This window comes from Planktothrix prolifica NIVA-CYA 540 (genome assembly GCF_963864145.1).
In the GTDB taxonomy this organism is placed as follows: Bacteria; Cyanobacteriota; Cyanobacteriia; order Cyanobacteriales; family Microcoleaceae; genus Planktothrix; species Planktothrix agardhii.
Window position 1 is genome coordinate 4,481,563 of the sequence record NZ_CAWLTW010000001.1, and the last position, 25,309, is coordinate 4,506,871.

General features: G+C 41.2%; 17 protein-coding genes. 5 read left to right on the forward strand and 12 right to left on the reverse strand.

What is annotated here, in order from left to right; translation table 11 throughout:
* Both AC559H_RS19780 and purF read left to right on the forward strand, forming a co-directional pair.
* Window positions 1-1,000 (forward strand): AIR synthase related protein (locus AC559H_RS19780; protein ID WP_040957852.1); only part of this gene is annotated, 1,000 nt, incomplete at its 5' end.
* Between the two features lie 175 nt (window positions 1,001-1,175).
* Window positions 1,176-2,654: an amidophosphoribosyltransferase gene (gene purF, locus AC559H_RS19785; RefSeq protein ID WP_026787886.1), complete on the forward strand. Its 1,479-nt coding sequence runs from the start codon at window positions 1,176-1,178 to the stop codon at window positions 2,652-2,654.
* A gap of 217 nt (window positions 2,655-2,871) precedes the next feature.
* On the opposite strand, the gene hemW is transcribed toward purF, so the two are convergent.
* Complete coding sequence (gene hemW / locus AC559H_RS19790) at window positions 2,872-4,152, reverse strand: radical SAM family heme chaperone HemW (protein WP_026795186.1); 1,281 nt, start codon at window positions 4,150-4,152, stop codon at window positions 2,872-2,874.
* Window positions 4,153-4,321: 169 nt separating this feature from the next.
* On the opposite strand from hemW, the gene AC559H_RS19795 reads away from it, so the two are divergent.
* Entirely contained in the window at window positions 4,322-5,401 is a 1,080-nt protein-coding gene (locus tag AC559H_RS19795) for a PIN/TRAM domain-containing protein (protein WP_026787884.1), read from the forward strand.
* A 255-nt stretch (window positions 5,402-5,656) separates the two neighbouring features.
* Here AC559H_RS19795 and AC559H_RS19800 read toward each other — a convergent pair whose 3' ends face one another.
* From AC559H_RS19800 to AC559H_RS19840, 9 genes are all read right to left on the reverse strand, one after another.
* Window positions 5,657-7,849, reverse strand: a complete 2,193-nt coding sequence (locus AC559H_RS19800; protein ID WP_026787883.1) for an alkaline phosphatase D family protein — start codon at window positions 7,847-7,849, stop codon at window positions 5,657-5,659.
* Between the two features lie 415 nt (window positions 7,850-8,264).
* A complete protein-coding gene (locus tag AC559H_RS19805; protein ID WP_026795185.1) occupies window positions 8,265-9,137 on the reverse strand; it encodes a hypothetical protein in 873 nt (290 codons plus the stop codon).
* Between the two features lie 187 nt (window positions 9,138-9,324).
* Window positions 9,325-11,517: a molybdopterin oxidoreductase family protein gene (locus AC559H_RS19810; protein ID WP_026795184.1), complete on the reverse strand. Its 2,193-nt coding sequence runs from the start codon at window positions 11,515-11,517 to the stop codon at window positions 9,325-9,327.
* 194 nt (window positions 11,518-11,711) lie between these two features.
* Window positions 11,712-12,872 (reverse strand): RNA-guided endonuclease InsQ/TnpB family protein, encoded by a 1,161-nt coding sequence (locus AC559H_RS19815; RefSeq protein ID WP_347375190.1) that lies wholly within the window; start codon window positions 12,870-12,872, stop codon window positions 11,712-11,714.
* Window positions 12,873-13,085: 213 nt separating this feature from the next.
* Window positions 13,086-14,990, reverse strand: a complete 1,905-nt coding sequence (locus AC559H_RS19820) for an ABC transporter ATP-binding protein (RefSeq protein ID WP_081694833.1) — start codon at window positions 14,988-14,990, stop codon at window positions 13,086-13,088.
* Between the two features lie 39 nt (window positions 14,991-15,029).
* A complete protein-coding gene (locus AC559H_RS19825) occupies window positions 15,030-17,033 on the reverse strand; it encodes an ABC transporter ATP-binding/substrate-binding protein (protein ID WP_026795182.1) in 2,004 nt (667 codons plus the stop codon).
* Window positions 17,034-17,079: 46 nt separating this feature from the next.
* Entirely contained in the window at window positions 17,080-17,919 is an 840-nt protein-coding gene (ntrB, locus tag AC559H_RS19830; protein ID WP_026787879.1) for a nitrate ABC transporter permease, read from the reverse strand.
* Window positions 17,920-18,060: 141 nt separating this feature from the next.
* Window positions 18,061-19,389: a CmpA/NrtA family ABC transporter substrate-binding protein gene (locus AC559H_RS19835; protein WP_026795181.1), complete on the reverse strand. Its 1,329-nt coding sequence runs from the start codon at window positions 19,387-19,389 to the stop codon at window positions 18,061-18,063.
* 54 nt (window positions 19,390-19,443) lie between these two features.
* On the reverse strand, window positions 19,444-20,979 hold the full coding sequence (locus AC559H_RS19840) for a ferredoxin--nitrite reductase (protein ID WP_026795180.1): 1,536 nt from the start codon (window positions 20,977-20,979) through the stop codon (window positions 19,444-19,446).
* Between the two features lie 272 nt (window positions 20,980-21,251).
* Here AC559H_RS19840 and AC559H_RS19845 point away from each other — a divergent pair, with 272 nt between their 5' ends.
* Window positions 21,252-22,580, forward strand: coding sequence for a cytosine deaminase (locus tag AC559H_RS19845; protein ID WP_026795179.1), 1,329 nt, complete (start codon window positions 21,252-21,254; stop codon window positions 22,578-22,580).
* Window positions 22,581-22,687: 107 nt separating this feature from the next.
* Here the strand turns inward: AC559H_RS19845 and AC559H_RS19850 are convergent, their stop codons facing one another.
* Window positions 22,688-23,344 carry a DUF2301 domain-containing membrane protein gene (locus tag AC559H_RS19850; protein ID WP_026787875.1) on the reverse strand — a complete coding sequence of 219 codons (657 nt, stop codon included), beginning with the start codon at window positions 23,342-23,344 and terminating at the stop codon, window positions 22,688-22,690.
* A 199-nt stretch (window positions 23,345-23,543) separates the two neighbouring features.
* Here AC559H_RS19850 and AC559H_RS19855 point away from each other — a divergent pair, with 199 nt between their 5' ends.
* Window positions 23,544-24,200 carry a calcium-binding protein gene (locus tag AC559H_RS19855; RefSeq protein ID WP_026787874.1) on the forward strand — a complete coding sequence of 219 codons (657 nt, stop codon included), beginning with the start codon at window positions 23,544-23,546 and terminating at the stop codon, window positions 24,198-24,200.
* A gap of 70 nt (window positions 24,201-24,270) precedes the next feature.
* On the opposite strand, the gene AC559H_RS19860 is transcribed toward AC559H_RS19855, so the two are convergent.
* Window positions 24,271-25,017 carry a DUF561 domain-containing protein gene (locus AC559H_RS19860; RefSeq protein ID WP_173401010.1) on the reverse strand — a complete coding sequence of 249 codons (747 nt, stop codon included), beginning with the start codon at window positions 25,015-25,017 and terminating at the stop codon, window positions 24,271-24,273.
* Window positions 25,018-25,309: the final 292 nt, after the last annotated feature.

Here is a 25,309-nt window from a genome sequence, read left to right on the forward strand (position 1 = left end):
CCTTACCAAGAGGGGGCTTGAAAATGAAGATCCGGCTTCCCCCCTTACCAAGGGGGGACTGAGGGGGGTCTATCGTGGATTAGCAGCAACAGTAGACTGTAATTCCCGGTATGTGTATCTTGACCCCTACGAAGGAGCGAAGGCAACGGTAGCCGAAGCCGCCCGGAATTTAAGTTGTGTGGGGGCCGAACCGATTGCGGTGACGGATAACTTGAATTTTGGTAGTCCTGAAAAACCGATTGGATATTGGCAGTTGGCGGAATCTTGTCGGGGGATTTCCGATGGCTGTAAGGCGTTGAATACTCCGGTGACGGGGGGGAATGTGTCACTTTATAATGAAACCCTAGATGCAGAGGGGAACCCGGAATCAATTTATCCGACCCCGGTGGTGGGAATGGTGGGACTAATTACGGATTTAACTAAGGTTTGTGGCCAAGGTTGGCAAAGTTCGGGGGATTTAATCTATCTTTTGGGGGATGACAAAACTTTACCCACGTTAGGCGCGTCGGAATATTTGGCGGTGTTGCATAGTACGATTGCGGGTAAGCCTCCGAGGGTAGATTTTGAGTTAGAACAAAAGGTACAAACTGCCTGTCGGGAAGGTATTCGTCAAGGTTGGATTAAATCGGCCCATGATTGTGCTGAAGGGGGGTTAGCGGTGGCCTTAGCTGAATCTTGTTTGAGTGGGAAAAAAGGGGCGACGGTTAAGCTGGGTTTAGGTTCTAATCCTTCTGTCCGTTGGGATAATATTCTATTTGGAGAAGGAGGGGGACGAATTCTGGTTTCTGTGCATCCTGAATCTCAGTTGGTTTGGGAAGGATTTTTACAACAACAGTTAGGAGCAGAAAACGATATCTGGCAAAACTTGGGTTTTGTGGGTTCGGGATCTGAACCTTTAAGGATTTTAGCCGATGATCAGGGTTTAATTGAGGTTGATCTTGGAGAAATGGGCGATCGCTATTTTAATGCGATTGAACGCAGGGTGGATGGTCAGGATTAATTTAACCACAAAGACACAGAGAAGATTCCAGACGCGAGACTTTCTTGCGATTTCAGCTAAAAAGGGATAAGATTAAGAAAATGTTAACTTTTGAGTAGTTATACTCGCGCTATCCAGTAGCCTTAATTCATAAATCCCACTATCTGACTTTGCCAATCAGGAGCAAAACCGTAAAATGATTCCAAATGATTCCCTAGATACCCACTCTGCTCAGGTTGATCACGAACGACCTGATAAGCCGGAAGAAGCCTGTGGCGTTTTTGGGGTGTATGCTCCAGGGGAGGATGTCGCTAAACTGACTTATTTTGGTCTATATGCGCTACAACACCGAGGCCAAGAATCCGCCGGAATTGCCACCTTTGATGGCGACAAGGTGCATTTACATAAGGAGATGGGATTAGTCTCCCAGGTGTTTAATGAAAATATTTTAAATGAGTTAACTGGGAATCTGGCTGTCGGTCATACCCGCTATTCCACGACGGGATCAAGCCGTCGGGTGAATGCTCAACCGGCGGTGGTTTCAACTCGCCTGGGTTCCCTGGCTCTAGCACATAATGGTAATTTAGTCAATACGGGCGAATTGCGTGCAGAATTAACCCGGCGGGAATGTGATTTTCTGACCACCACCGATAGCGAAATGATTGCTTTAGCGATCGCTTCAGAAGTCAATAGTGGCAAAGACTGGTTAGAAGGGGCGTTAAGTGCTTTTACCCAGTGTCAGGGGGCCTATAGTTTAGTGATTGGGACACCCAAAGGAATGATGGGAGTCCGTGACCCGAATGGGATTCGACCATTAGTGATTGGAATTTTACCGACAAGTCCGCAACGGTATGTTTTGGCGTCGGAAACCTGTGGATTAGATATTATTGGGGCGGAATATCTGCGGGATGTGGAACCGGGGGAATTGGTTTGGATTACAGAAGAAGGAATGTCTTCTTTCCACTGGAGTCAGAAACCCGCCCGGAAATTATGTGTGTTTGAGATGATTTATTTTGCCCGTCCTGATAGTGTGATGTGTGGCGAAAGTCTCTATAGTTATCGTTTGGAAATCGGACGAATTTTAGCTAGAGAATCCTTTATTGATGCGGATATTGTGATCGGGGTTCCTGACTCTGGGATTCCGGCGGCGATTGGATTTTCTCAGGAGTCTGGGATTCCTTTTGCTGAGGGATTAATTAAAAACCGTTATGTGGGTCGGACGTTTATTCAACCGACTCAAAGTATGCGGGAGTCGGGGATTCGGATGAAGTTAAACCCGTTAAAGGATGTCTTGGAAGGTAAACGGGTGATTATTGTGGATGATTCGATTGTCCGAGGTACTACCAGCCGCAAAATTGTGAAGGCGCTGCGGGATGCGGGTGCTAAGGAAGTTCACATGAGAATTTCTTCTCCTCCGGTGACTCATCCTTGTTTTTATGGGATTGATACTGATAGTCAGGATCAATTGATTGCGGCAACAAAATCAGTGGAAGAAATTCGTCAACAGATTGAGGTTGATACTTTAGCTTATTTAAGTTGGGAAGGAATGTTAATCGCCACTCGGGAAGATACTAATACTTTCTGTTCGGCGTGTTTTACTGGGAATTATCCGATTGATATTCCTGAAAAGGTAAAACGATCTAAATTGATTTTGGAAAAATCGGTAACGGTTTAAATTCTGAAATATAATTTATAAACTTGCCCCCAAAAACCGGATTTTTGACCTAAGAAACCCGGTTTTTATCTTTATTTAACCACAAAGACACAAAGAATAGGATGTATAGCAAGAGGCAATAGGGAATAGGCAATCTCGCTATAGGTAAATACTTACTGTGAGCAGCTTTTAGCTTTCAAGAATGTCCTAATAGATGCGGCAACTGCTATAACCTAAGTTACAGATCACTTAATTCTGCAAATAATGTAGATAAAATTTGATTAGAAAGTAAGAAACCATCGGGATCTGTTAATTGAATAAAACCTTGATTTAAGTCCGGTTGAATGGTGTTAGAAATAGGTTGTTTTTGGGTATCTAAAAATTGAACTAATCCTTGATTTTTAAAAGTAATTAATATTGTTAATATTTGGGCTAGGGTTTCGGCTCCAAATTGTTGTGATAGATATTCTAAATTAATTCCTTCTGCTAACCGTAATCCTAACATTAATGTTTCTAATAGTTTTTCTTGGGTTGTATCGACAAATTCGGCAATATTGTATGAATAATTACCATTAACCCAGGCATAATATTCTTGTCGTTTTCGAGGTCGAGTTAAGCGATAACCCTGAAGATAACTTGCCGCCCCCATGCCAAAACCATAATAGGGTTGTTTTTTCCAGTAGACCAAATTATGTTGACATTGAAATTCGGGTTTGGCATAGTTAGAAATTTCGTAATGTTCATAGCCAGCTTGTGTTAAGAGTTGTTGAGCTAAACGATACATTTGGGCGGTGGATTCTTCCGTGGGTAGGGGAAATTCACCCGGAGTATAATATCGAGAAAAGGGTGTTTTATCTTCGACTATTAGGTCGTAAATTGAGATATGATTGGGGTTGATTTTTAATAGGGTTTTTAAAGAATGTTCCCAATCTTCTAAGGTTTGTTCGGGTAGACCGGAAATTAAATCTAAACTCCAGTTTTTGATTCCAGTTTTTTCAATAATATTAATCGCTGAAAAAATATCATCAACGGTATGCGATCGCCCAGCTAATTGTAAGAGTTTATCCTGAAATCCTTGTACCCCTAAACTAATTCGATTTACCCCTAAATCCAGAAAACCTTGTAATTTTTCTTGATCGAAAGTTCCGGGGTCTACTTCCATAGAAATTTCTGCATCTGTAGAAATACCTAATTTTTTATCTACTAGATGTAAAATTTGTTCTAACTGATTAACCGATAATAACGAAGGAGTTCCACCGCCAAAGAAAACGGTTTTTAAAAGATAAATATTAGAAGAAACGGATTGTTGGGCAATTTCTTGACATAAAACTTTTACATAGTCTTGAATCATGGTGGAATTATCCCCATGTTGGCGATCGCCTACTACAGACACGGCAAAATCACAGTAAAAACAACGGCGACGACAGAAAGGAATATGTAAATAAGCGGATCTGGGGGATTCTAAAGATGGAAAACCGGGTTGAGATTGAGTGTTAGTGAGAATAGAAGAATCAGTCATATTAAGGGTTTGGGGGGATTATAGACAATAATGGAGTCGGGAGAATAAGTGGGGTCGGTTTTCCCTCACAGTCAAATACCGATTAGGTTTCCCACAGAAGATATAATGGTACACAAACCCACGGATATCCTGAACGGGATTTCCAAACCACTTCCATCGGCTTAAAATCATGCTAGATGCAATCATTATTATTTTATTCATAATAGCTGGTGCTGGGACGGGCTTCTACGGCATTGAATTGCTTCCGAAACCTGTACTCGATCAAGTCACAAATATCGAAGGACTGCGATCGGTTACGGGTGCATTTACCGCTTTAATCGGAGGCGTCATGGGTTTAGTGGTGCAAACCACCTATCGTCGCCTAGAAGAACAAGTTCGCCAGATGCCTCTTGACGTATTAATCACCCGTGCTATCGGTTTGGTGATTGGATTATTAGTCGCTAATTTAATGTTAGCACCGTTATTTTTACTGCCTATTCCCAGGGAATTTGGGTTTATGAAACCTTTGTTTGCACTGTTATGTAGTGCCATGTTTGGGTTTACGGGCGTTAATTTAGCGGATACCCACGGACGGGCATTTTTCAGAATTATTAATCCGGGTAGTTTAGACTCAATGTTATTGGCGGAAGGAACTCTAAAACCTGCTTATACCAAAGTAATTGATACCAGTTGTATTATTGATGGTCGGATTGAAAGTTTGTTAGAAACAGGGTTTATTGAAGGTCAAATTTTAGTACCTCAGTTTATTTTACAGGAGTTACAATTAGTTGCTGATGCCGCTAATGATCAAAAACGGGTGCGAGGACGGCGAGGATTAGATATTTTGAATCGTCTACGAGAAGACTATCCCGATCAGATTTCGATTCATTCCATTGATTATGAAGAACCGCAAACAGTTGATGCCAAATTAGTCCGATTTGCTCAAGAAATCAATGGCACGCTATTAACCAATGATTACAATTTATCAAAGGTGGCAACGGTACAACAAGTTCCAGTTTTGAATATTAATGATTTGGTGCAAGCGATCCGTGCCTCGTATTTACCGGGGGATATTATTGAGTTGAAAATTAGAAAGGAAGGGAAAGAACCATCTCAGGGTATTGGTTATTTAGATGATGGTACAATGGTTGTTGTAGAAGATGGAAGTGAGTATGTCGGAGATTTGGTACGAGTAATTGTGACAAGTTCCTTGCAAACTTCCGCAGGTCGGATGATTTTTGCCCGTCCTGAACATTCTGTGATCGCTTGAATTTATAGGAATAGGGAATAGCCCCCCAAACCCCCGTGCACGGGGGCTGTTTCATTCTCTAGGAAAAACTGTGTGACCTCTCCCCCAACCCATCTCCTGCGAGGAGAGGGGGGACTAATTATTACTATTAAACATAAAAAATTATTTATTACTCCCCCTTCCCTAGTAGGGAAGAGGGTTGGGGGGTTAGGTCTTAGGGGTTGGCAATGGAAAATGAAACAGCCCTGCCCGTGCACGGGGGGCTGTTCCCTAGCGCTATATTGAATTAATCACAAATTGACTAATTACTTCTGGCTGACGATTAATAATATTAGCTGGAATTGACTGGATATCTGTTTGGGTGTAAGGTTCAATTCCATAGACATTCACCTGCAATTTTTGAGTTTGTGGATCAACAATAAATTCAGTCCAACCAAAATTATGTACCGCAAAATAAGACCCTTTAATTAACTCAGCATTCAGTTTAGTTTCATCTAAACCAATCGGGTCATATCCGAATTGATTTAGTTGATTATTCAGAATATTTTGGACTAATTGATCTTTACTTGAAGCCGTATCTAACCCTGCGTAAAAATCCTTAGTATCCTGGGTAATAGTATCAATAGAACTAAAATTCATAATTTCTGACCCCCAAGTTCCAGGGATAAAGCTTTCACCTAAATTTAACTGATAACCGATGGGCCCTACAGTAATTTCAATCGCATCGGTTTTAATTTGAGGTTGATCAAAATTCAATTGATAGGTTAACTCATTGACAATGCTTCCCCCCGCACCTCCCGATACAAATACAACATTTTTAATATTATTTTGATCAATAAATTGTAATAAATCTCGACGTTCAGAGGCATATCCTTCCCAACGGTTAGCAGAATCATATAATCCTAAATTCTGAATTGGAACCGGAGAAAAAATAAATTTCCAACTCACCCCAGAGTTTTGTGCTGCTAATAAATTAATCTTTAAATCATCTAACTGTGCTTTTCCTAATAACGTCCGGTTAGGGTCAAAAGAAGATGCTAAAAATTGATTAATTTGACTATCTAAAGCCGGGTCAGGAACTTGAGGTAAAGGTGCATCTCTAAAAGAACGTGCATCTAATACAAATAACGCCCCATCACTGCCAAAAGGTTGATATCTATAAAGTTTTTCTTGATTAGTAGTACGAGGATCTCCGGTTTTTCCATAGACTTGATTTCCCACGGGATTATGCTCTTTCCAGGCTTGTAAACCGATGTTAAATTGATCAGTATTATTAATAAATTGTCCGTCAGTTCCAAAAAATAACTGTTGAGGAGATAAAGCGGGAATTTCTCCCCCCGCAAAACCCGTAATTAAATTTTGATCATTCCAAGTGCTATATATTGTTGTTGCAGCTTGTAAATTTGCCCAAGGATTAAGTTCTAAACGGGGGGAAACAATCTCATTATATTTAGTTCTAAAATCTAGGGGAGTAACCGCTTGTTCAACGCCGGGTAAATCGGGGGAAATCGTATCAGCAGAAATGGTATTTCCCAATCCCACAAAAAAGTCTAAATTGCGTTCAGGAACATTATTAACCGACATATAGGGCATTAATTCCCCTTGTCCGTCGGCGGTGGCTCCAAATCTTAATCCCTGTTGGGTTCCAATAGCTGCTGGAGTGCGAAAACTTCCTACTGATGATGTTCCTTCTGCATTGGTAAACCGATAAAAATATTGAGTATTTGGAGTTAAATTATTAGCTGTTAACTTAACAGGTTCGGTAATATCTGTAACGGTAGTATAAAGGATTCCCAAAGGATTAATAAAACTAAGATTATTCGCATATTCCAGACTAACAGTTCCCGCCGCCGAACTGCGGGTTAAAAATACCGTGGAATTTGGGGTTGTATCTCCGGTGGCGACTCGATTAGGTAAACTAGAACCTTGGGGTTGAATAAAGGGGGTAAATTGACGATTTTCGGCGGCTCCAATGTTAATATAATGTTCAATTCCGGTGAGTTCATCCCGGGCAACGGCAATGGCAACATCAGGATTTTTAGCTAAATAATAGTTAGAATTATAAAAGGGTGTGGGACTGCGATCTTCAAATTGTCCAAAGTTAACAAAATGCTCAATTCCCGTAATATTTCCCTGGGCAACGATGGCAGCAAGAGCCGGATTTTCGGTTAAATAATAGGTACTATCAAATAAAACACTGGGGCTGCGATTTTCCAACTGTCCCAGGTTAATATAATGTTGAAAACCACTGGCAAAAGCTCCACTTTTAATCAATTGGGCAACGTCAGGATTTGTAGCTAAATAATAGGATTCATCATAGAGGGGACTGGGTTGGCGAACCTGAAATTGACCGGACTCAATAAAGTGTTGAAATCCATTAGCAATAATTCCACTAGCAACCGCCACCGCCACATCAGGGTTTTGTGCTAAATAAAAGGATTCATTAAATAAGCCATTGGCTGATAACATAAATACAATTTAATAGGGGACTTCCGATACTGGGTTGGGTTTGAAGACCAAACCCCTACAATAAAATATTACAACCTTGGGACGGATTTTTTGTTGATTTCCTAAAATATTGTGGTTAGTTTAAAATTTAGAATCTAATAAGTAGTTACACAAAATAAATTACCTAGTTGAGAGAGGGAACACCGGAACAGCCCCCGCCCGTGCACGGGGGGCTAGGGGGGGAACAGGGTGGAGGATGTGTAATTAATTTTGTTTAGGTACTTATTACCGCCCAAAAAATACTCAAACTTTAGTCAATTTTAACCGACTAAAGTTTGAGTTTTGAGCCTTCATTTTAATTCAAGGCTGTTGATTATTAATCAATTGATTTGAGATATCCTAGATGGTTCGTGCGCCGTACTTAAACACCCTACAATTAACGATTATAACCCCCATTAGGATAGGGTTGATTGTTACGATCATAACGATCGCTGCCAGTATAATTCCCGTTATTGTTACCCCGTTGCCAAGTCGCATACTCCTGATCTAAATTTTGATCCAAATTAATATGAGCATCTCGAATCATTTGGGCTTTTTGGGCTGCGGATAAATTGCGATATTGGGGTTGATTCATATCTTGCCGCATTTGTTGTTCTAACTGTGCATGACGTTGTTGACGATATTGATCAAAGGATTGTTGACTATTGGGATTGTTAGGATTGTTGTTATTATAATTCCCGTTATTGTTACCCCGTTGCCAATTCGCATACTCCCGATCTAAATTTTGATCTAAATTAATATGAGCATCTCGAATCATTTGGGCTTTTTGGGCTGCGGATAAATTGCGATATTGGGGTTGATTCATATCTTGCCGCATTTGTTGTTCTAACTGTGCATGGCGTTGCTGACGATATTGATCAAAGGATTGTTGATTATTGGGATTATTGTTATTATAACGACCATTATTGTTGTAACGGCCATTATTATTAGATTGCTGTTTTTTCCAGGTTTCATATTCCCGGTCTAAACTTTGATCTAAAGTTTTATGAGCATCCCGAATCATTTGGACTTTTTGGGCTGGGGACAAATTATTATATTGAGGTTTTTTCACCTCCTCCCGCATTTGTTGTTCTAACTGTGCGTGACGCTGTTGACGATATTGGTCAAAATTATTTTGAGCCAGAATTAAATCTTGAGAGGGTTGTCTTGATAAGTCTGTATTAGTCCGGTTATTGAGCATCACAGCATGGGCTGGGAGCATTGAACTGGCTAATAATATTAATGTTGCTAAGGTTAATGTGGTTTTCATGGGTTAACTCAACTTAATAAAATTTTGAATCCCTTTATTTATTTTAGGCTAACATTTTTTTAGGGATTCTGCATCATCCCAAAAGATGATTTTAAAGGTCTTGATCAGACTTTTTAAGTTCTTTAGGGTAGATGGGAGTTAGTCGTTTCTCTAATTCCTGACTTACTCTAATAGTCGATAAAAATTATCAAAGGTTCCCTAGATGACTGTCAACTCTTGAACTGATAACTGATGACTGATGACTGATAACTGATAACTGTACTGCACAGGCTTTTAATTCCGGTTGGCGGGAGTCAGGACAGGCGTGGGGATGGGTTAAATTATTGGCTTCTGCATCTGCGGCCCACAACGCCCCCCAGTGCATCGGGACAAAGACGGTTCCAGGGGCAATAAAGGCAGTGACTTTAGCGGGAAATTGACAACTTCCCCGTCGAGAACAGACTTGCACAATATCGCCATTTTCAATCCCCAAATTAGCTGCATCTTTGGGATGAATTTCTATAAATGGGTCGGGGTGCATTTGTTGGGTTTTTGCCGTTCTCCCGGTGCGGGTGAGGGTGTGCCAATGCCCATATAAACGCCCCGTTGTCAACACATAGGGATAATCGGGATCACTGGGTTCAGCTAACCCCTTGGAATGGTAAGGGCCAAAAATCGCCCGACCGTCGGGGGTGGCAAAATAATTATTGGTGTAGAGGCGTTTGGAGGAAATACTAGAGTCAACTTCTCCTTCTGGACAAGGCCATTGGGTCGGCCCCTGTTGTTGCAAACGGTCATGGCTTAACCCCGACATATCACAGGGACGCCCTTTGGTTAGTTGCACAAATTCAGCATAGACATCCGCCGAGGTTTGGAAAGCAAATTCTTCCTTAAACCCTAAACGCCTCCCGACATCAGCAAAAATCTCCCAGTCATGTCGAGCTTCTCCCAAAGGGACATCAAACCCCGGACAGTAGGTTACACGCCTTTCGGAGTTGGTCATCACCCCGGTTTTTTCACTCCATTGGGTAGCGGGGAGTAAAATATGGGCGTAGGGGGCGGTTTCCGTGGGATAGTAGGCTTCTTGATAGACAGTGAAGGGGGATTTTAATAGGGCGGCTTTGGTGCGTTTCAGGTCAGGCATACTCACGGCCGGATTGGTGGCGACGATCCAGAGAAACTGCACCTGATTCTGTTCTAAACCGATAATCATATCCCAAACGGTGCGTCCGGTATGGGGGGAAATACGACCTTCTGGAATACCCCAAAACTGTTCAACTTCGGCCCGATGTTGGGGGTTAGTCACCGATCGATAGCCGGGTAATAGATGGGCCAGTCCTCCGGCTTCCCGTCCGCCCATGGCGTTAGGTTGTCCGGTGAGGGAAAAAGGGCCAGAACCGGGTTTACCAATTTGACCGGTCATTAGGTGTAAATTAATTAGCGATCGCACTTTTGCCGTACCCTCGGAGGATTGATTTAATCCCATTGACCACATAGATAAAATCCGTTTAGATTCTTGCCAATAACGGGCCGCGGTTTCTAAGGCTTCGATAGTAATTCCACAGGTTTCGGCAACTTTTTCGGGAGGATAAGATTGTAAAAGTTGAGCATATTCTTTAAAATTGCGGGTACATTCTTCCACAAATAGGGTATCAATATTTCCCGATTTTAATAATAAATAACCAATACCATTAAATAGGTCAATATCAGTTCCGGGGCGAATCGGTAAATGCAGGTCGGCAACTGCTGCGGTTTGGGTGCATCGAGGATCAGCAACAATCAGTTTAACGTGGGGATTTTTTTTATGATATTTGGCTAAACGATTAAATATAATTGGATGACATTCGGCGGCATTACTACCTACAATAAAAGCACAATCAGTTAATTCTAAATCATCATAACAACAGGGCGGCCCATCAGCCCCCAAGCTCTGAACATAACCTGAAACGGCAGATGACATACATAAACGAGAATTAGCATCAAAATTATTGGTTCCTAAACAACCTTTAAATAGTTTTTGTGCCACATAATAATCTTCGGTAACAAACTGACCAGAACCGTACATACAGAGGGCATCGGAACCATAATCATGACGAACGGTTTTGATCCGATCCACGATCAAAGTTAGAGCTTCCTCCCAACTCCCCTGGCGGAAGGGTTGATCTAGGGTTTCTCGAATCATTGGGTATAAAAGGCGATCACGATGAATTGATTCGGTGACGGTGGCTCCTTTAACACAGACCATTCCCAAACTAGAAGGATGTTGGCGATCGCCTCTCACCTTCCAAACTGGGTTTTCCTGTTCATTTCGTTTAATATCTTGATCGGCTGTTGCTGTGGATAGAATTTCTAAACCACAACCGACACCACAAAAAGGGCAAAGGGTTTTAATTGATTTCATTGTTTTATAAAATAGTTGTTGGGCTAGTTGTTGGGCTTCAGCCCTTCATCTTTTGGGGCTTCAGCCCAGGAATATGGAGGGCTAAAGCCCAACAACGAATTCCAAAATTTATTTAATTTGACATCCGCCCCGCCGTAAAACGGGCGGGGATTCCATCTATTTTAGCAGGTCAACCCTTCGGCCGTTCGACTGGCTCACGGCTCAGGAGACAACTGCTGAAATGCTGGTGGGTTGACGCTTCGCCGAGATGCGCTTTCCTTAGAAAGACTGACCTTCTCTCCACGTCCGTTTAAAGTCTCCGAAAGCCCTCCGGCGACTAAAATATTTACTGCGGCGTTAATATCTCGATCATGAGAAATGCCACAGTTTAAACAAATCCACTCTCTAACATTTAGCTCTTTTTTGCCACCTTTAAAACCACAACAAGAGCAAATTTGAGAAGTTGGAGTCCACCTATTAATCACTCGAAAATCACGCCCGTACATCAATGACTTAGCTTCTAACATAGTTCTAAAATACTGCCAACCTAAATCACTAATAGCGCGAGACAACTTTCGGTTCTTAACCATCCCTGAAACATTCAAGTCTTCCAAGACTATTGTTTGGTTTTCACGAACAATCTTAGTTGACAATTTATGTAAAAAATCGTTTCTAGTATCAGAAATCTTAGCGTGAAGTTTGGCTAGTTTCTTTCTAGCAACTTCCCTTCTTTTACTCCCTTTCTGTTTTCTTGACAAATTTTGCTGTAATCTCCTTAAACGCTTTAATTGTTTCTTTAAAGGTTTAGGAGATTTAATTTTTTCACCATTACTTAATGTAGCAAAATCAGTGATTCCTAAATCAATTCCAACACTTCGTCCGTTTTTAGGTAATTGTTGAGGATTAAACTCAAATACAAAACTAACAAAGTACCTGTCAGCACTATCTTTAATTAAGGTAACACTAGAAGGGGCTGCGGGTAATTCTCTACTCCAAATTACTTTAATCTCACCAATTTTGGCTAAGTAAATGTAATCAGAATTGGGATAGAGTTTAAAACCATTGTCGGTGAACTTAGCAGACTGTTTAGACTTACGTTTCTTGAACTTGGGAGGTTTAACTTTCTTGCCCTTTCTTTGCCCTTTACAGGATTTAAAAAAGTTTGAATAAGCCTGCTCTAAATCTCTCAAAGACTGCTGCAAGGGAACAGAGGAAACTTCTGTTAACCATTCTTTTTCCTCGGTTTTCTTGAGTTCTGTAAGTCTTTTAGAGAGTTCACTGCTAGAAGGTTTTTTATTACCTGCACGGTATTGCTCTTGGCAATAGGCTAAGGCATCGTTAAAAACTACACGACAACAACCGAACAATTGGGACATTAGCCTCTTTTGTTGGTCAGTTGGGTAGATTCTATACCGATACCTTAACTTCATTCTTTGCGCTTAAAATCTTCTTCTTCACTATACACTACAATTGAATAAAAAGCCGTCGTGGAACGACGGGGTTTTAAACCCATTTTTCTGATAAAAATTGTTAACTCAGAGTGAGAAATTGGGATAATAATTAACTCCCAATTCCTCTTAAAATATTCCCTAGGGGACAGGTTTTAGATCCAAGGTTCCTACGGGAGTGAATGTCACCTCAAATTGCGTATAGGGAGTTTGGGTCACATCCGATTTCACTAACTTAGGCAGAGGGGTATTGTTCAGATTTTGAGTTGCATCGGCAGATTTAGCCTCATAACTCAAAATTTCCCCCGTTTGACTCACCTTAACTAAATAAACAGAAACTGCGGTCACGGGAGTGCTTGTCCAAGCCTCATTGATGTTAGCAAAAACCTCTTGATTCAACTTTTCTAAATCCGCCGCACTAGGAGTGGCTGTAGTGCTGCTACTGGGGGATGTTGCCATAGGAGAAGGCGAAGACGTTGTTGTTGGTGTTGTAGCCGGAGATCCGGTAGCAACAGGAGAAGGAGATGCCGTAGCCTCGGCTAAACTCCCTGGAGTTGGGGACGCCGTAGCAATGGGTGAGGGAGAAACCGTTGGAGATACATTTGTGGTAGGTGCGATCGCCGTTGTTGAACTGGGAGAGGGGGTTGTTGTTATTATTGTTGTGGTAGATGCAACGCTATTAGTGGGACTAGGGGAAGTCGTTGCCACCGGGTTAGGAGAGGCCACTGGAACAGACTCAGGGGATGGAGAAATACTAACAGAGGGAACTGTACCTGGGGATAAAGTCGCCGTGGGACTAGGCGATAAAGTCGGAGAGGGTGTTGTGATCGGAGTCGCGGTTTCCACAATCACAGGGGTTGACGTCTCCATTGTCGTTGAGGAAGATTCTGGGGTTTCTGCCTCTTTATTGGGGGTAGTAGGCGCAGAGGAGTTAAAAACTAATGATCCGACTAAGGTGGCGAGAATGACTCCCCATAGGGCAAATAACACTCCGGTTTTCGCCGATGGAGACATTTCTTCCGAGATCGTGGCGGAACTTTCTTCCTGGATTAATTCAGGTTCAGAAGGTTTAGCATAAGGATTTTCATTAGGGTTAGGATTATCGGGTTGCATATTCAGCACCTCTGTTGCTATAGGACTAGAACTGGGTGATATTGTAGTGCTTTGTGCCGATTCCATGTCAGATGTTGTATCTTTAGTTGTGTCTTGATCTTCTTCATGGTGGGCAAAGCGCCGGAATAGAAAATCGAGGGCATAGTTGCGTAATTCGTAGTATCGAGGATCTTCGGTGATTTTGGCGCGGTTACGGGGACGGGAGAAAGGAATATCTAGTACCTCCCCGATTTGAGCCGCTGGGCCATTGGTCATCATCACCAGACGATCGGCTAAAAATAAGGCTTCATCGATATCATGGGTAATCATCAATACAGTAATTCGATGATCTTGCCAAATACTTAGTAGTTCTTCCTGAAGTTCTTCCCGGGTGATGGGGTCTAAGGCGCCAAAGGGTTCGTCCAAAATCAACATTTGGGGACGGGTAGCTAAGGCGCGGGCGATGGAAACCCGTTGTTTCATGCCTCCTGAGAGTTGGGCGGGTTTTTTGTTCGCTGCTTCCGATAACCCGACTAACTCTAAATTTTCCTGAACAATGGTCTTATGTTCGGCGGTGGATTTGTCAGGATATACTGACTCAACCCCCAACTGAATATTTTCTTTTGCGGTTAACCAGGGTAGGAGGGAATAGTTTTGAAATACTACCATCCTTTCTGGCCCAGGTTCGGTGATAGTTTTTCCCTGAACTGATACGACCCCAGTGGTGGGTTGATTAAACCCCGCCACCATATTTAATAGGGTAGATTTTCCACAACCAGAGTGACCAATAATGCAAATAAATTCGCCTTCTTGCACCTGAAGATTGACGTCTTCGAGTACAACATATTCACCTTTTGCTGTGTTATAGACTTTAGAAACTTGATCAATTACCAAAAAAGCATCGGATTTTGAAAATGGCATTGGTTTAGAAGAAATACTATCTAAAATTTGCATATTTTTTTAGACTAAACAATGGTTGACGATTAGACTGTTTTAGGCTGCTATGGGATCGAGGATAATTTCTTCAATCCGAATTTCTTGTTTAATCTTGAGATTTTTGAGATATTTAATCGGATCGTTAGGATTAAAAATAGTGCCATCAAGTAGCTTAACGCTTTGGCGATCGCGTCCTGTATCGGACAATCCTAATTCCCGGGCTGCTTGGCCATAAACATCAGTTCTTAATACCCTTTCTAGGATAGAAACCCAGTTTTTCGGGAAGGGTGTAATCCCCCAACGAGCCATTTCTGCCATGATCCAGAGAAATTCTGTAGCATCGGGGTAATTAGTTTTATCCACATAAAACTGATTGTAATTTATCAATAATTCGGCTGGTTGACCATTGCCCCGATCAACGGGGTCAATAAATCCTAAACGGGTATATTCTGGAGCCGATCCGATATATTCATCCCGACATAATATCTCTAAAATTTCTTCTCGATTTCGCCGATCATCGCAATAGTCACAGGCATCAATTAAGGATTTTACTAGAGCAACATGGGTTTTAGGATAGCGATTTGCCCACTCCTCTTTCACCCCTAAAACTTTCTCCGTGTGTCCATTCGGGAAAATATCAAAACTATTAGCAATAACAAATCCTAACCCCTCATGAACAGATCGGGCATTCCAAGGCCCCCCCACACAATACCCATCAATATTTCCGGCTTTTAAATTGGCTTGCATTTGGGGCGGTGGAATCACCGTTAAATTAACATCTTGATCGGGATTAATACCCCCGGATGCTAACCAATAACGCAACATTAAATTGTGCATCGAACTGGGGTGAACCATACCCAAAGTATGCACTTTGTCAAGGTTATTTTCGATATAAATTTTAAAATCTGCTAAGGTTTTAACCCCATTTTCATATAAATTTTTACTCAGGGTAATCCCATTCCCATTTCGAGAGAGAGTCATGGCCGTAACAATCGGAATGGGTAGATTGTTTCCAAAGCCCAAGGTCATCGCTATGGGCATTCCTGCCACCATTTGCGCCGCGTCTAAACGACCTTCTACTACGCCTTGACCTAACAGTTTCCAACTGGTTTCTCGACTGAGGGTAACTTCGCTTAATCCATATTCCTCAAAGATCCCTTTTTCCTTAGCAATAATTAGGGGGGCGCAGTCTGTTAGGGGAATAAAACCCAGGTCTAAATTGACTTTTTCTAAGCCATTTTTAGCAATAACCATAGGTGCTTTTTTGGTAACTGATTTTTTGGCTTTTTTCTGTTGATTGAGAAAATAAACAACTTCATTCCGCAAGGCATAATAGCTGGGATGATTTACCACTTCCATCCGTTGACGGGGACGGGGAATATTCACGTCTAAAATTTGCCCAATATGAGCTTCTGGGCCGTTGGTTAACATTACAATCCGATCGGATAATAACAAGGCTTCATCGACATCGTGGGTCACCATGACGGCGCTGACTTGGTTGGCTTCACAGATTTTCATTAACTGCTCTTGTAACCCACCTCTAGTTAAAGCATCTAAGGCTCCAAAGGGTTCATCTAGGAGTAATAATTGGGGTCGAATGGATAGGGCACGAGCGATCGCGACTCGCTGTTTCATCCCCCCCGAAATTTCCCCCGGTCGTTTATCCGCAGCCTGTCTTAAACCGACTAATTTAAGATGTTTTTCAACAATTTCTTTTCGTTCAGTTTTAGGCAGTTTACGATACACTTCATCAACCGCTAAGGCAATATTTTCCCTAACGGTTAACCAAGGTAATAGGGAATAATTTTGAAATACCACCATCCGATCTGGCCCAGGTTCTCGGACTTCTCGCCCTTCTAAAATAATCCCTCCTTCTGAGGCTTTATCTAACCCCGCAATAATATTTAATAGGGTAGATTTTCCACAACCTGAGTGTCCAAGGAGGGTGATAAATTCACCTTTATTAATTTTGAGTTCGATATTTTTCAGGGCAATATATTGTTCTCCATTAGGGAGATCAAAAACGCGATTGACGTGATCAACTTGTACGAATACAGACATAATTAAAGATTAGATTAGTTAAGGGTTAACAAGTATAGTTTCGGGTTTATTTCTGGTCGGCGGGAACCACTTTAGAAGCAATAAAACCAATGGTTCTATCTAGGATTAAACCGACGACTCCGACATAAATTAAAGCCACGATAATTGCACTCATTCGAGAGCTATTATAGGCATCCCAAATAAAGAATCCAATCCCAACTCCACCGACTAACATTTCCGCCGCAATAATCGCTAACCAAGATAGACCAATTCCAATTCTTAATCCGGTAAAAATATAAGGAACTGCGGAGGGAAATAATACTTTAAAGAAGTATTTATGTTTGGGTAAACGTAAGACTCTAGCCACGTTTTTATAGTCTTGAGGAATTTGTTGTACCCCAACGGTAGTATTAATAATAATCGGCCAAATTGCCGTAATAAAAATCACAAAAATAGCCGCAGGATTCGATTGTTGTAAGGCAGCTAAAGCAATAGGTAACCAAGCTAAAGGCGGAATTGTTCTGAGAATTTGAAATAGGGGATCTAAGGCATCATACATAAAGCTATTACTCCCCACTAAAATCCCTAGGGAAATTCCCACGACCACCGATAAGCTAAAGCCAACCGCCACCCGTTGTAAACTGGCGATGACTTGCCAACCTAACCCTTTATCTGTGCCCCCATTATCGAAAAATGGGTTAATAATTAAATTCCAAGATTCTTTAACTGTTGTAATGGGAGAAGGTAAATTAGGATTTTCTCCTGAACATAATAGTTGCCAAATTGCCAGAAAAATAAAGACCCCAATCAAAGGACGAATAATTTGATTACGATTTTTATTAAACCAATTGAAAACAAAATTCAAAGGATTATTACTATTAGAAGTGGTTTTAGTGCCAGTAGTCATGATGATTATAAATTAGTTAGTTTTTTTCTCTTGCAGCCCCCCTTTACCAAGGGGGGGTTAGGGGGGATCATTGTTTATTAATATTATCTGTAGGAATTGTTAGACCTTGAATAACCCGCTGCTACAGAAAATATGGGAAAATTAGACCTTTTTGATCGCTAAACTATTGAGATAGGCTTTAGGATCTTCGGGGTTAAATTGTACGCCATCAAAGAAGGTTTCAATGCCACGAGAAGGAGTAGCAGGAATTTCGGCTGCGGGAACATTTAAAGACTTCGCCGCTTCCCGCCATAAATCTTCGCGGTTGACCTTATCAACGGTGGCTTTAATATCTAAATCGGCTGGTAAATATCCCCAGCGAATATCTTCGGTTAGGAACCAACTATCATGGCTCTTATAGGGATAAGAGGCATTATCTCTCCAGAATTTCATGGCGATGGGACTGGCGGTGATCACCCGACCATCCCCAAAATCAATATTTCCCCTAGATCGCTCAATAATATCTTCAAAAGGCACTTTAAACCATTTATCTTGGGAAACAATTTTACACATTTCCTCAATATTTTCCGGTTTATCACACCATTGTTGCGCTTCTAATACAGCCATAGTTAAAGCTTTAGCGGCTTTGGGGTTTTTATCAACCCAATCTGCCCGCATGGTAAAGGCTTTTTCGGGGTGATCTTTCCATAATTCTCCGGTAATTAATGCGGTATATCCTGCTTTTTGATTAACCAATTGGGCATTCCAAGGTTCACCAACACAGAAACCTTCCATATTTCCGACTTTCATATTTGCTACCATTTGGGGAGGTGGCACCGGAATAATGGAAATATCAGTATCTGGAACAGTCCCCCCGGATGCTAACCAATACCGCATCCATAAATCGTGAGTTCCTCCGGGGAATGTAATGGCAGCTTTGAGTTCTTTTCCTGCATTTTTAGCGGTTAATAAAATATCTTTGAATTTGGCACTATCATTAACGGTAATTTTAGCATCCAGATATTCTTTACCTAAAGAAATTGCCTGACCATTAGTATTTAATCGGGCTAAAAGATACATCGGAACGGGTTGTTTGGTAATAGTTCCTAATGTCATTAAATAGGGCATGGGGGATAAAATATGCGCCCCATCAATTCCGCCTCCACCGGAACCTAATTCTAGGTTATCCCGTGTTACTGGCCAAGAGGCTTGTTTAAGCACCTTAACATCCGACATTCCATACTTAGCAAATAAGCCTTTTTCTAAGGCAATAATTAGGGGGGCGGAGTCGGTTAAGGCAATAAATCCTAATGTTGCTGTTGCTATTTCTGGAGCATCCGCCGGATTAATATTAACCGCCGGGGCTGGACTAGAGGTTGTAGTGGTGGTTGTGGAAGGATTGTTATTAGCAGCACAACCATGAATGATGAGAGTTCCGGCCGCTGTTGCACCGGCTGTAAACAGGAATTTCCGTCGTGAAAGTTTACTCATGTTATGTGTTTTGATTCCGTATTAGTAGGGTGTTGATGTGGATTTTGAAATTGATTATTCTTTGACTCTGGCGCCAAATTGTTCCACTAAAATTTGTCGCAAAACGGGTTTGAGATCCTCACAGGGAATGGATTTTTGTACACATTCACCTAGTTGGGCATCTTTACCGACTTTTCCGCCCATATAAAGGTTTACTCCTTCAACGGTTTTGCCCTCTTTACGGGCTTTTGTTCCCATTAATCCAATATCAGCTACTTGGGGTTGTCCGCAGGAATTAGGGCAGCCTGTCCAGTGAATTCTGACGGTTTTTTCGACGGTTAATTCCGCTTCTAATTCCTTAACTAATTCGACAGCCCGATTTTTAGTTTCTACTAAAGCAAAGTTACAGAATTGTGATCCGGTACAGGAAACTAATCCTCGACTTAAGGCGGAGGGATTAACGGAGAATTTTTCTAAAATCGGTTCGGTTAAAAACGCCTCTAACCGACTATCAGAAATATTGGGAATAATCACATTCTGTTCAACGGTTAAGCGGATTTCTCCACTACCATAAACTTCAGCAATGCGGGATAATTCTAACATTTCGTTAGCATATAAACGTCCAACGGGAACATTTAATCCTACATAGTTTAATCCGGGTTGTTTTTGTTTATAAATTCCCAAATGATCCCGTTTTTCCCAAAGAATTTCATCTTTTTCGGCTTCTAATTCTAAAGCATAACCGATTTGTTTTTCAACTTCAGAACGAAACTTCTCAATTCCCCATTCATCAATTAACCACATTAACCGAGTTTTTTGTCGAACTCCCCTGGGCCCATTGTCTCGAAAGACTTCTAAAATTCCTCGACAAAGACCGACAACTTGTTCGGGTTTTACCCAAACATTTAGGGGAATAGCGGCTTCACAACGGGTGGCAGAAAAGAATCCTCCAACTATGACATTGAAGCCAAAAGTTTCCTGTTTAAATGCGGGAATAAAGGCAATATCATTGATTTCGGCGTGAATTGAATTATCTCGACAGCCTGCGATCGCAATATTGAATTTTCGAGGTAAATTACTAAACTCAGGATTCCCTTTTCCTTCGTTGGTAATCATGTCTTGAACCTGTTGCACTAACTCCCTGGTATCATAGAGTTCATCGGCATCTAATCCAGCAACGGGTGAACCCGTAATATTACGGACGTTATCCATTCCCGACTGAATGCTCGTTAGTCCAACCCTTTCAAACCTCTGAAAAATATCGCTGAGATCCTCAATTCTAATTCCCCTTAACTGAAGGTTCTGTCTTGTGGTAATATCAGCACTACCGTCATCACCGTAGCGTTGCACGATTTCGCCCAAAACCCGCATCTGCTCACTGGTGATCACCCCATTTGGTAAACGCAACCGCATCATAAATTTCCCCGGAGTCACCGGACGGAAAAACACCCCTAGCCATTTCAGGCGGTGGTCTCGGTCGGTTTCGTCCATAGCTTCCCAGCCTAGTTGGGCGAAGGTTTCTAGTTCATCTTTAACCGCTAAACCGTCTTTTTCGGCTTTGAGTTTTTCAAATTTGTTTGTGGCTGTTTTTTGCGGGACTGTGCTGGTCATAGCGGATTCCTCGGTGTTGCTATGTCTCGAATTTGGATCAAATTTGGCCAAACATTAACGGGTCTGTCATCTAAAATCAGAGTATTGACCTTTTGTGTTTGAACTGGGAGGTTTTTGGCCTCAACCCAAAGGTTAAGCAATGTGACTAAGTTAGACCCCTATACCCGATGCAATCGTAGCTAATGTTACAAAACTTAAGGTTTTATGAAGATTTAGCATTGATACGATACATTTTTTGCATATAGCAATCCTATTCCCTATTCCCTAGCTCTATGATTCGAAATACTGCTTGTTACTGGCTGAAAAATGTTCGTGTCCCGGTTTGTGTACTGACGGGTGTTGATAGGGCGATCGCAGATTCAGCTAATATGGAGGGTATGGCTTTAGTTGATATTAAAATTGTCTCAGGAATTATTAATCAGATTGTTGTTACTGGATCTGTTGAGTTAGAAAATATCCCCACGGTGGATTTACATGGGAAACAAATTTGGCCCTGTTTTGTGGATGTTCATACTCATTTAGATAAGGGTCATATTTGGGAGCGATCGCCAAATATTAAAGGAACCTTTGCAGATGCCTTAACCGCTACTTTTAAAGATGAAGCAACCTGGACTACCGAAGATATTTACCGACGGATGGAATTTGGTTTGAAGTGTAGTTATGTCCATGGAACCAAAGCCATTAGAACCCATTTAGATTCGGCGGGAAGATTGATAGATATAAACTGGGATGTTTTTAACACATTAAGAAAAGCATGGGAAGATCGCTTAATTTTGCAAGGTGTTTCCTTAGCCACTTTAGACTATTATTTAACGATAGAAGGGGAAAAATTAGTTAATAAAGTAGCAGATTCAGGCGGAATTTTAGGTGGTTTTGCCTATATTAATCCTGATTTAAAGCAACAAATTGAGCGAATTTTTGCCATTGCTAAAGATCGGAATTTGAACTTAGATTTTCATGTTGATGAAACAGGAGAAGCGGAATCTGTTTGTTTATATAAAATTGCGGAAGCCGCCTTAAAGTATAAATTTGAAGGTAAAATTATTTGCGGACATTGTTGTAGTTTAGCCGTACAACCGGAGGATATTGTTCAAAAAACCCTAGAATTAGTTAAAGCCGCGAATATTGGAATTGTCAGTTTACCGATGTGTAATCTCTATTTACAAGATCGTCAATATCATCCCTCTGAACTTCCAAAAACCCCCCGTTGGCGGGGAACAACCTTAGTCCATGAATTGAAACAAGCGGGGATTTCCGTGGCTTTTGCTAGTGATAATTGTCGTGATCCGTTTTATGGTTTTGGTGACCATGATGAGTTAGAAGTATTTAAAATGGCGGTGAGAATTTGTCATTTAGATCGACCGTTTCAAGATTGGTTATCGAGTGTTACGAAAACCCCGGCGGATTTTATGGGTTTAGTCGATACAGGACGCATTGGTGTGGGAATGGTTGCGGATTTTATTATTTTTCAAGGACGTTATTTGAGTGAAATATTATCTCGGTGTCAAAGCGATCGGATTGTGATTAGAAATGGTAAAATATTAGAAGAAAAATTACCCGATTATTCAGAATTAGATCCGCTTATTTTTGATAACTTTTGATTACAGCCCAGATCAGATCCCCCTAAATCCCCATTAAAAAGGGGGACTTTGAAGTCTTTTTCCCCCCTTTTTTTAAGGGGGTTAGGGGGGGATCAACAATTTTTGTATTAGGCTAACTGTTGATTTTTTAAATAATCAAAAACGCTTTTATCCCCAATATCCCCTGGAATTCCTTGGAATATTTTCCGACCTGCAAAAATGATAAATTGAATCGCCCAAAATGCCAGTAAAATTTTTTGAGCATCAACTGACCACAAACCAGCCATAAATCCTAATAACAAAATCGGAACCAAAGGAGTTAGGAGTTTCGTTTCCACCCGATTAAAACAGAAGGCTTCTTTAAAATAAATTCCTGTTAACGCCACAAAGGTAAATCCCACTCCAAATAAGCTATAAGGATTGTGATAAATTGTTAATGCTAAGGGTTCTGCATCGACCACAGCGAAAACTACCGAAGCAATTCCACCAATTAACCAAAACAGTTCTAGGAGTTGATGTAACTGAATTAAATAGATATGAATTGTGAATAAACTCACTCCTAAACCTAACCAAAAACAGAAGTAGATGGGGGTTAATGCTTGTAGAACCCCTGGGGTATTGAGTTGGAATAAAACTAATCCGGTGGCGACGGTGAAGCACAGGGCTGCTATAATTATGCCCGTGCGGTAAATAATCACACTTTGGCGATCGTGATCGTTAATTGTATAATTGCCAAACTGTCCTTGATAAATAACGGGTATAGAGTCCTGCTGTGTTTGTACCATAATTTTTTCCCCTTGAGAATATCAAAAATACCTGTGGCACGATATACTAAATTCTACTCCCTTCCCCATAGAAAAATCTTAAGGCTGAAAGTAGGTAGATGTGTAAACTAATCACGTCTCTATCACTATAAACCTTAAACCAGATTAATTAAAATCATCTAGGGTTGAGACGAAGAACTACTGTGCTTGGTGTAACAGAATGTCTAAACTATATCAAAACAAAAACAAAAACAAATTACAGCCACCTGGAGATGATTTGAAACCTATTCAAATTGATGAAACGATTGTATCCGGTTTAGTGAATAAGCGACGAAATAGTCTGGACTCCTCCGATCCCAGAATGATACTGAAAAGTATGATTGAACAGATGGAGTCATTGGGATTAATTAATAAAGATTTCTTTGATGTTGAAGATGACGATGACGATGACGATGAAACCTTTGATGTTGAACAATTTGAAGGAAAAATCAAGAAAATTTTAGGTAATAGCCGGATCAAGGTTAATCAAAAAACTTTAAATAAATATTTTAAGTATTTGAAAGAAAATCTTGAATTACCTTGTTATTTGGGTGGGTCAGAAGAATTTTTATGGGAAGAAGAATATCTTTATGGCCCAGGAAAAACCAAAGAGTATGAGAAATTAAAAAAAACTAATCCCTCTTACACCGATGTTTTTGTATTAGAAAATTTTCAGCCTAAATTTGATGAAACGGATGGGATTATGGTAGATGTTAAACGGGTGAGTGATCAACGAGAATTTACCCTTCCTTTAGCGGAATTAGAACCATCAGATGAAGATTCTCCAAACTATATTTTGCTAGAAGATTATTCAATCTGGTTTATAAATTATTCATAAGTCGTTATGTTTAAATCCCGTAGAGACGTGAAATTTCACGTCTCTATATTTTTTGATTTCCAAAAAAATATTAAGCGTAAACTCGGTTAGCTTTAACCGTTGCTAAGGCTTCGACTAAACTCCGAACTACCGCCAGCATCGCCACTTCGTTATCGAGGCGGTTAATAGCTGAACCCACACCAACGCCCGCAGCACCAGCCGCAATCGCCATCGGAGCAGTAATATTAGAAATACCCGAAGCGCATAACACCGGGACGGACACGGCGCGAGAAATTTCCGAGGCTGCTGCTAAGGTCGGGGCTGCTTTTTCAATTAGTCCCAATGTCCCGCCATGAATTGGGGAAGAACTGGTACCGCCTTCGGTTTGGATGATATCTGCACCCGCTTTGACGAGTTCCAGGGCGAGTTCAACCTGTTGGTCGAGTTCGAGGATATGGGGAACGGTGACAGATAGGGTAATATGGGGCAGTAAAGCCCGGGTTTCGTGGGTTAGTTGCAGCACTTCCGCCGCCTCAAAACGCCGTCCTTGAGTGTAAAAAGCGTCGAAGTTGCCAATTTCAATCAGGTCTGCACCTGCGTCTACGCAAGTTACAAATTTTTCGGGTTCAACCGCAGAAACACAGATGGGAAGATGGGTTAATTGACGCACGATTTCGACTAAATTAGGGTCAGCGCCAATATCCACAAAAGTTGCGCCGCCTTTGGTTGCGGCTTTGACCACAGAAGCGACCCGCCCGACGTTGAAATTGGTTAAACCGCTAATTACTTTTAGGGCGTTACCTTGGTTGAATGCTCGTTGTAAGGATGAATTCATCATAATTTGATTATTGACGTAGTGAGCCCTTCAGGGCTCTATCTATCTTAGGTAAAAACATTGTGCCATAAGTTATGACATTCCGGTGATCGTAAGCATAAAAATTATTTATTATCTGCAATTATAGCACTTTTATTTGAGTTTGGTGTGCAATTATATAAATTAAAGTAGTGCGAGCGTCCTCGCTCGCTGGTTATAAAAATCAAACCTATTATTATAAAAATCAAACCTATTATAGCAATCCTAAATCAGTTGTAATATTTCCATCTATCTCGACCCCTCCCAACCCTCCCCT

Excerpts from the sequence above, each read along its gene's own strand:
- AC559H_RS19855 (WP_026787874.1), top strand. The coding sequence starts at position 23,544 with ATGTCTAAACTATATCAAAACAAAAACAAAAACAAATTACAGCCACCT.
- ntrB (WP_026787879.1), bottom strand. The coding sequence starts at position 17,919 with ATGACTACTGGCACTAAAACCACTTCTAATAGTAATAATCCTTTGAAT.
- AC559H_RS19845 (WP_026795179.1), top strand. The coding sequence starts at position 21,252 with ATGATTCGAAATACTGCTTGTTACTGGCTGAAAAATGTTCGTGTCCCG.
- AC559H_RS19850 (WP_026787875.1), bottom strand. The coding sequence starts at position 23,344 with ATGGTACAAACACAGCAGGACTCTATACCCGTTATTTATCAAGGACAG.
- AC559H_RS19825 (WP_026795182.1), bottom strand. The coding sequence starts at position 17,033 with ATGTCTGTATTCGTACAAGTTGATCACGTCAATCGCGTTTTTGATCTC.
- AC559H_RS19820 (WP_081694833.1), bottom strand. The coding sequence starts at position 14,990 with ATGCAAATTTTAGATAGTATTTCTTCTAAACCAATGCCATTTTCAAAA.
- AC559H_RS19835 (WP_026795181.1), bottom strand. The coding sequence starts at position 19,389 with ATGAGTAAACTTTCACGACGGAAATTCCTGTTTACAGCCGGTGCAACA.
- AC559H_RS19805 (WP_026795185.1), bottom strand. The coding sequence starts at position 9,137 with ATGAAAACCACATTAACCTTAGCAACATTAATATTATTAGCCAGTTCA.
- purF (WP_026787886.1), top strand. The coding sequence starts at position 1,176 with ATGATTCCAAATGATTCCCTAGATACCCACTCTGCTCAGGTTGATCAC.
- AC559H_RS19810 (WP_026795184.1), bottom strand. The coding sequence starts at position 11,517 with ATGAAATCAATTAAAACCCTTTGCCCTTTTTGTGGTGTCGGTTGTGGT.
- AC559H_RS19815 (WP_347375190.1), bottom strand. The coding sequence starts at position 12,872 with ATGTCCCAATTGTTCGGTTGTTGTCGTGTAGTTTTTAACGATGCCTTA.
- hemW (WP_026795186.1), bottom strand. The coding sequence starts at position 4,152 with ATGACTGATTCTTCTATTCTCACTAACACTCAATCTCAACCCGGTTTT.
- AC559H_RS19840 (WP_026795180.1), bottom strand. The coding sequence starts at position 20,979 with ATGACCAGCACAGTCCCGCAAAAAACAGCCACAAACAAATTTGAAAAA.
- AC559H_RS19800 (WP_026787883.1), bottom strand. The coding sequence starts at position 7,849 with ATGTTATCAGCCAATGGCTTATTTAATGAATCCTTTTATTTAGCACAA.
- AC559H_RS19860 (WP_173401010.1), bottom strand. The coding sequence starts at position 25,017 with ATGATGAATTCATCCTTACAACGAGCATTCAACCAAGGTAACGCCCTA.
- AC559H_RS19795 (WP_026787884.1), top strand. The coding sequence starts at position 4,322 with ATGCTAGATGCAATCATTATTATTTTATTCATAATAGCTGGTGCTGGG.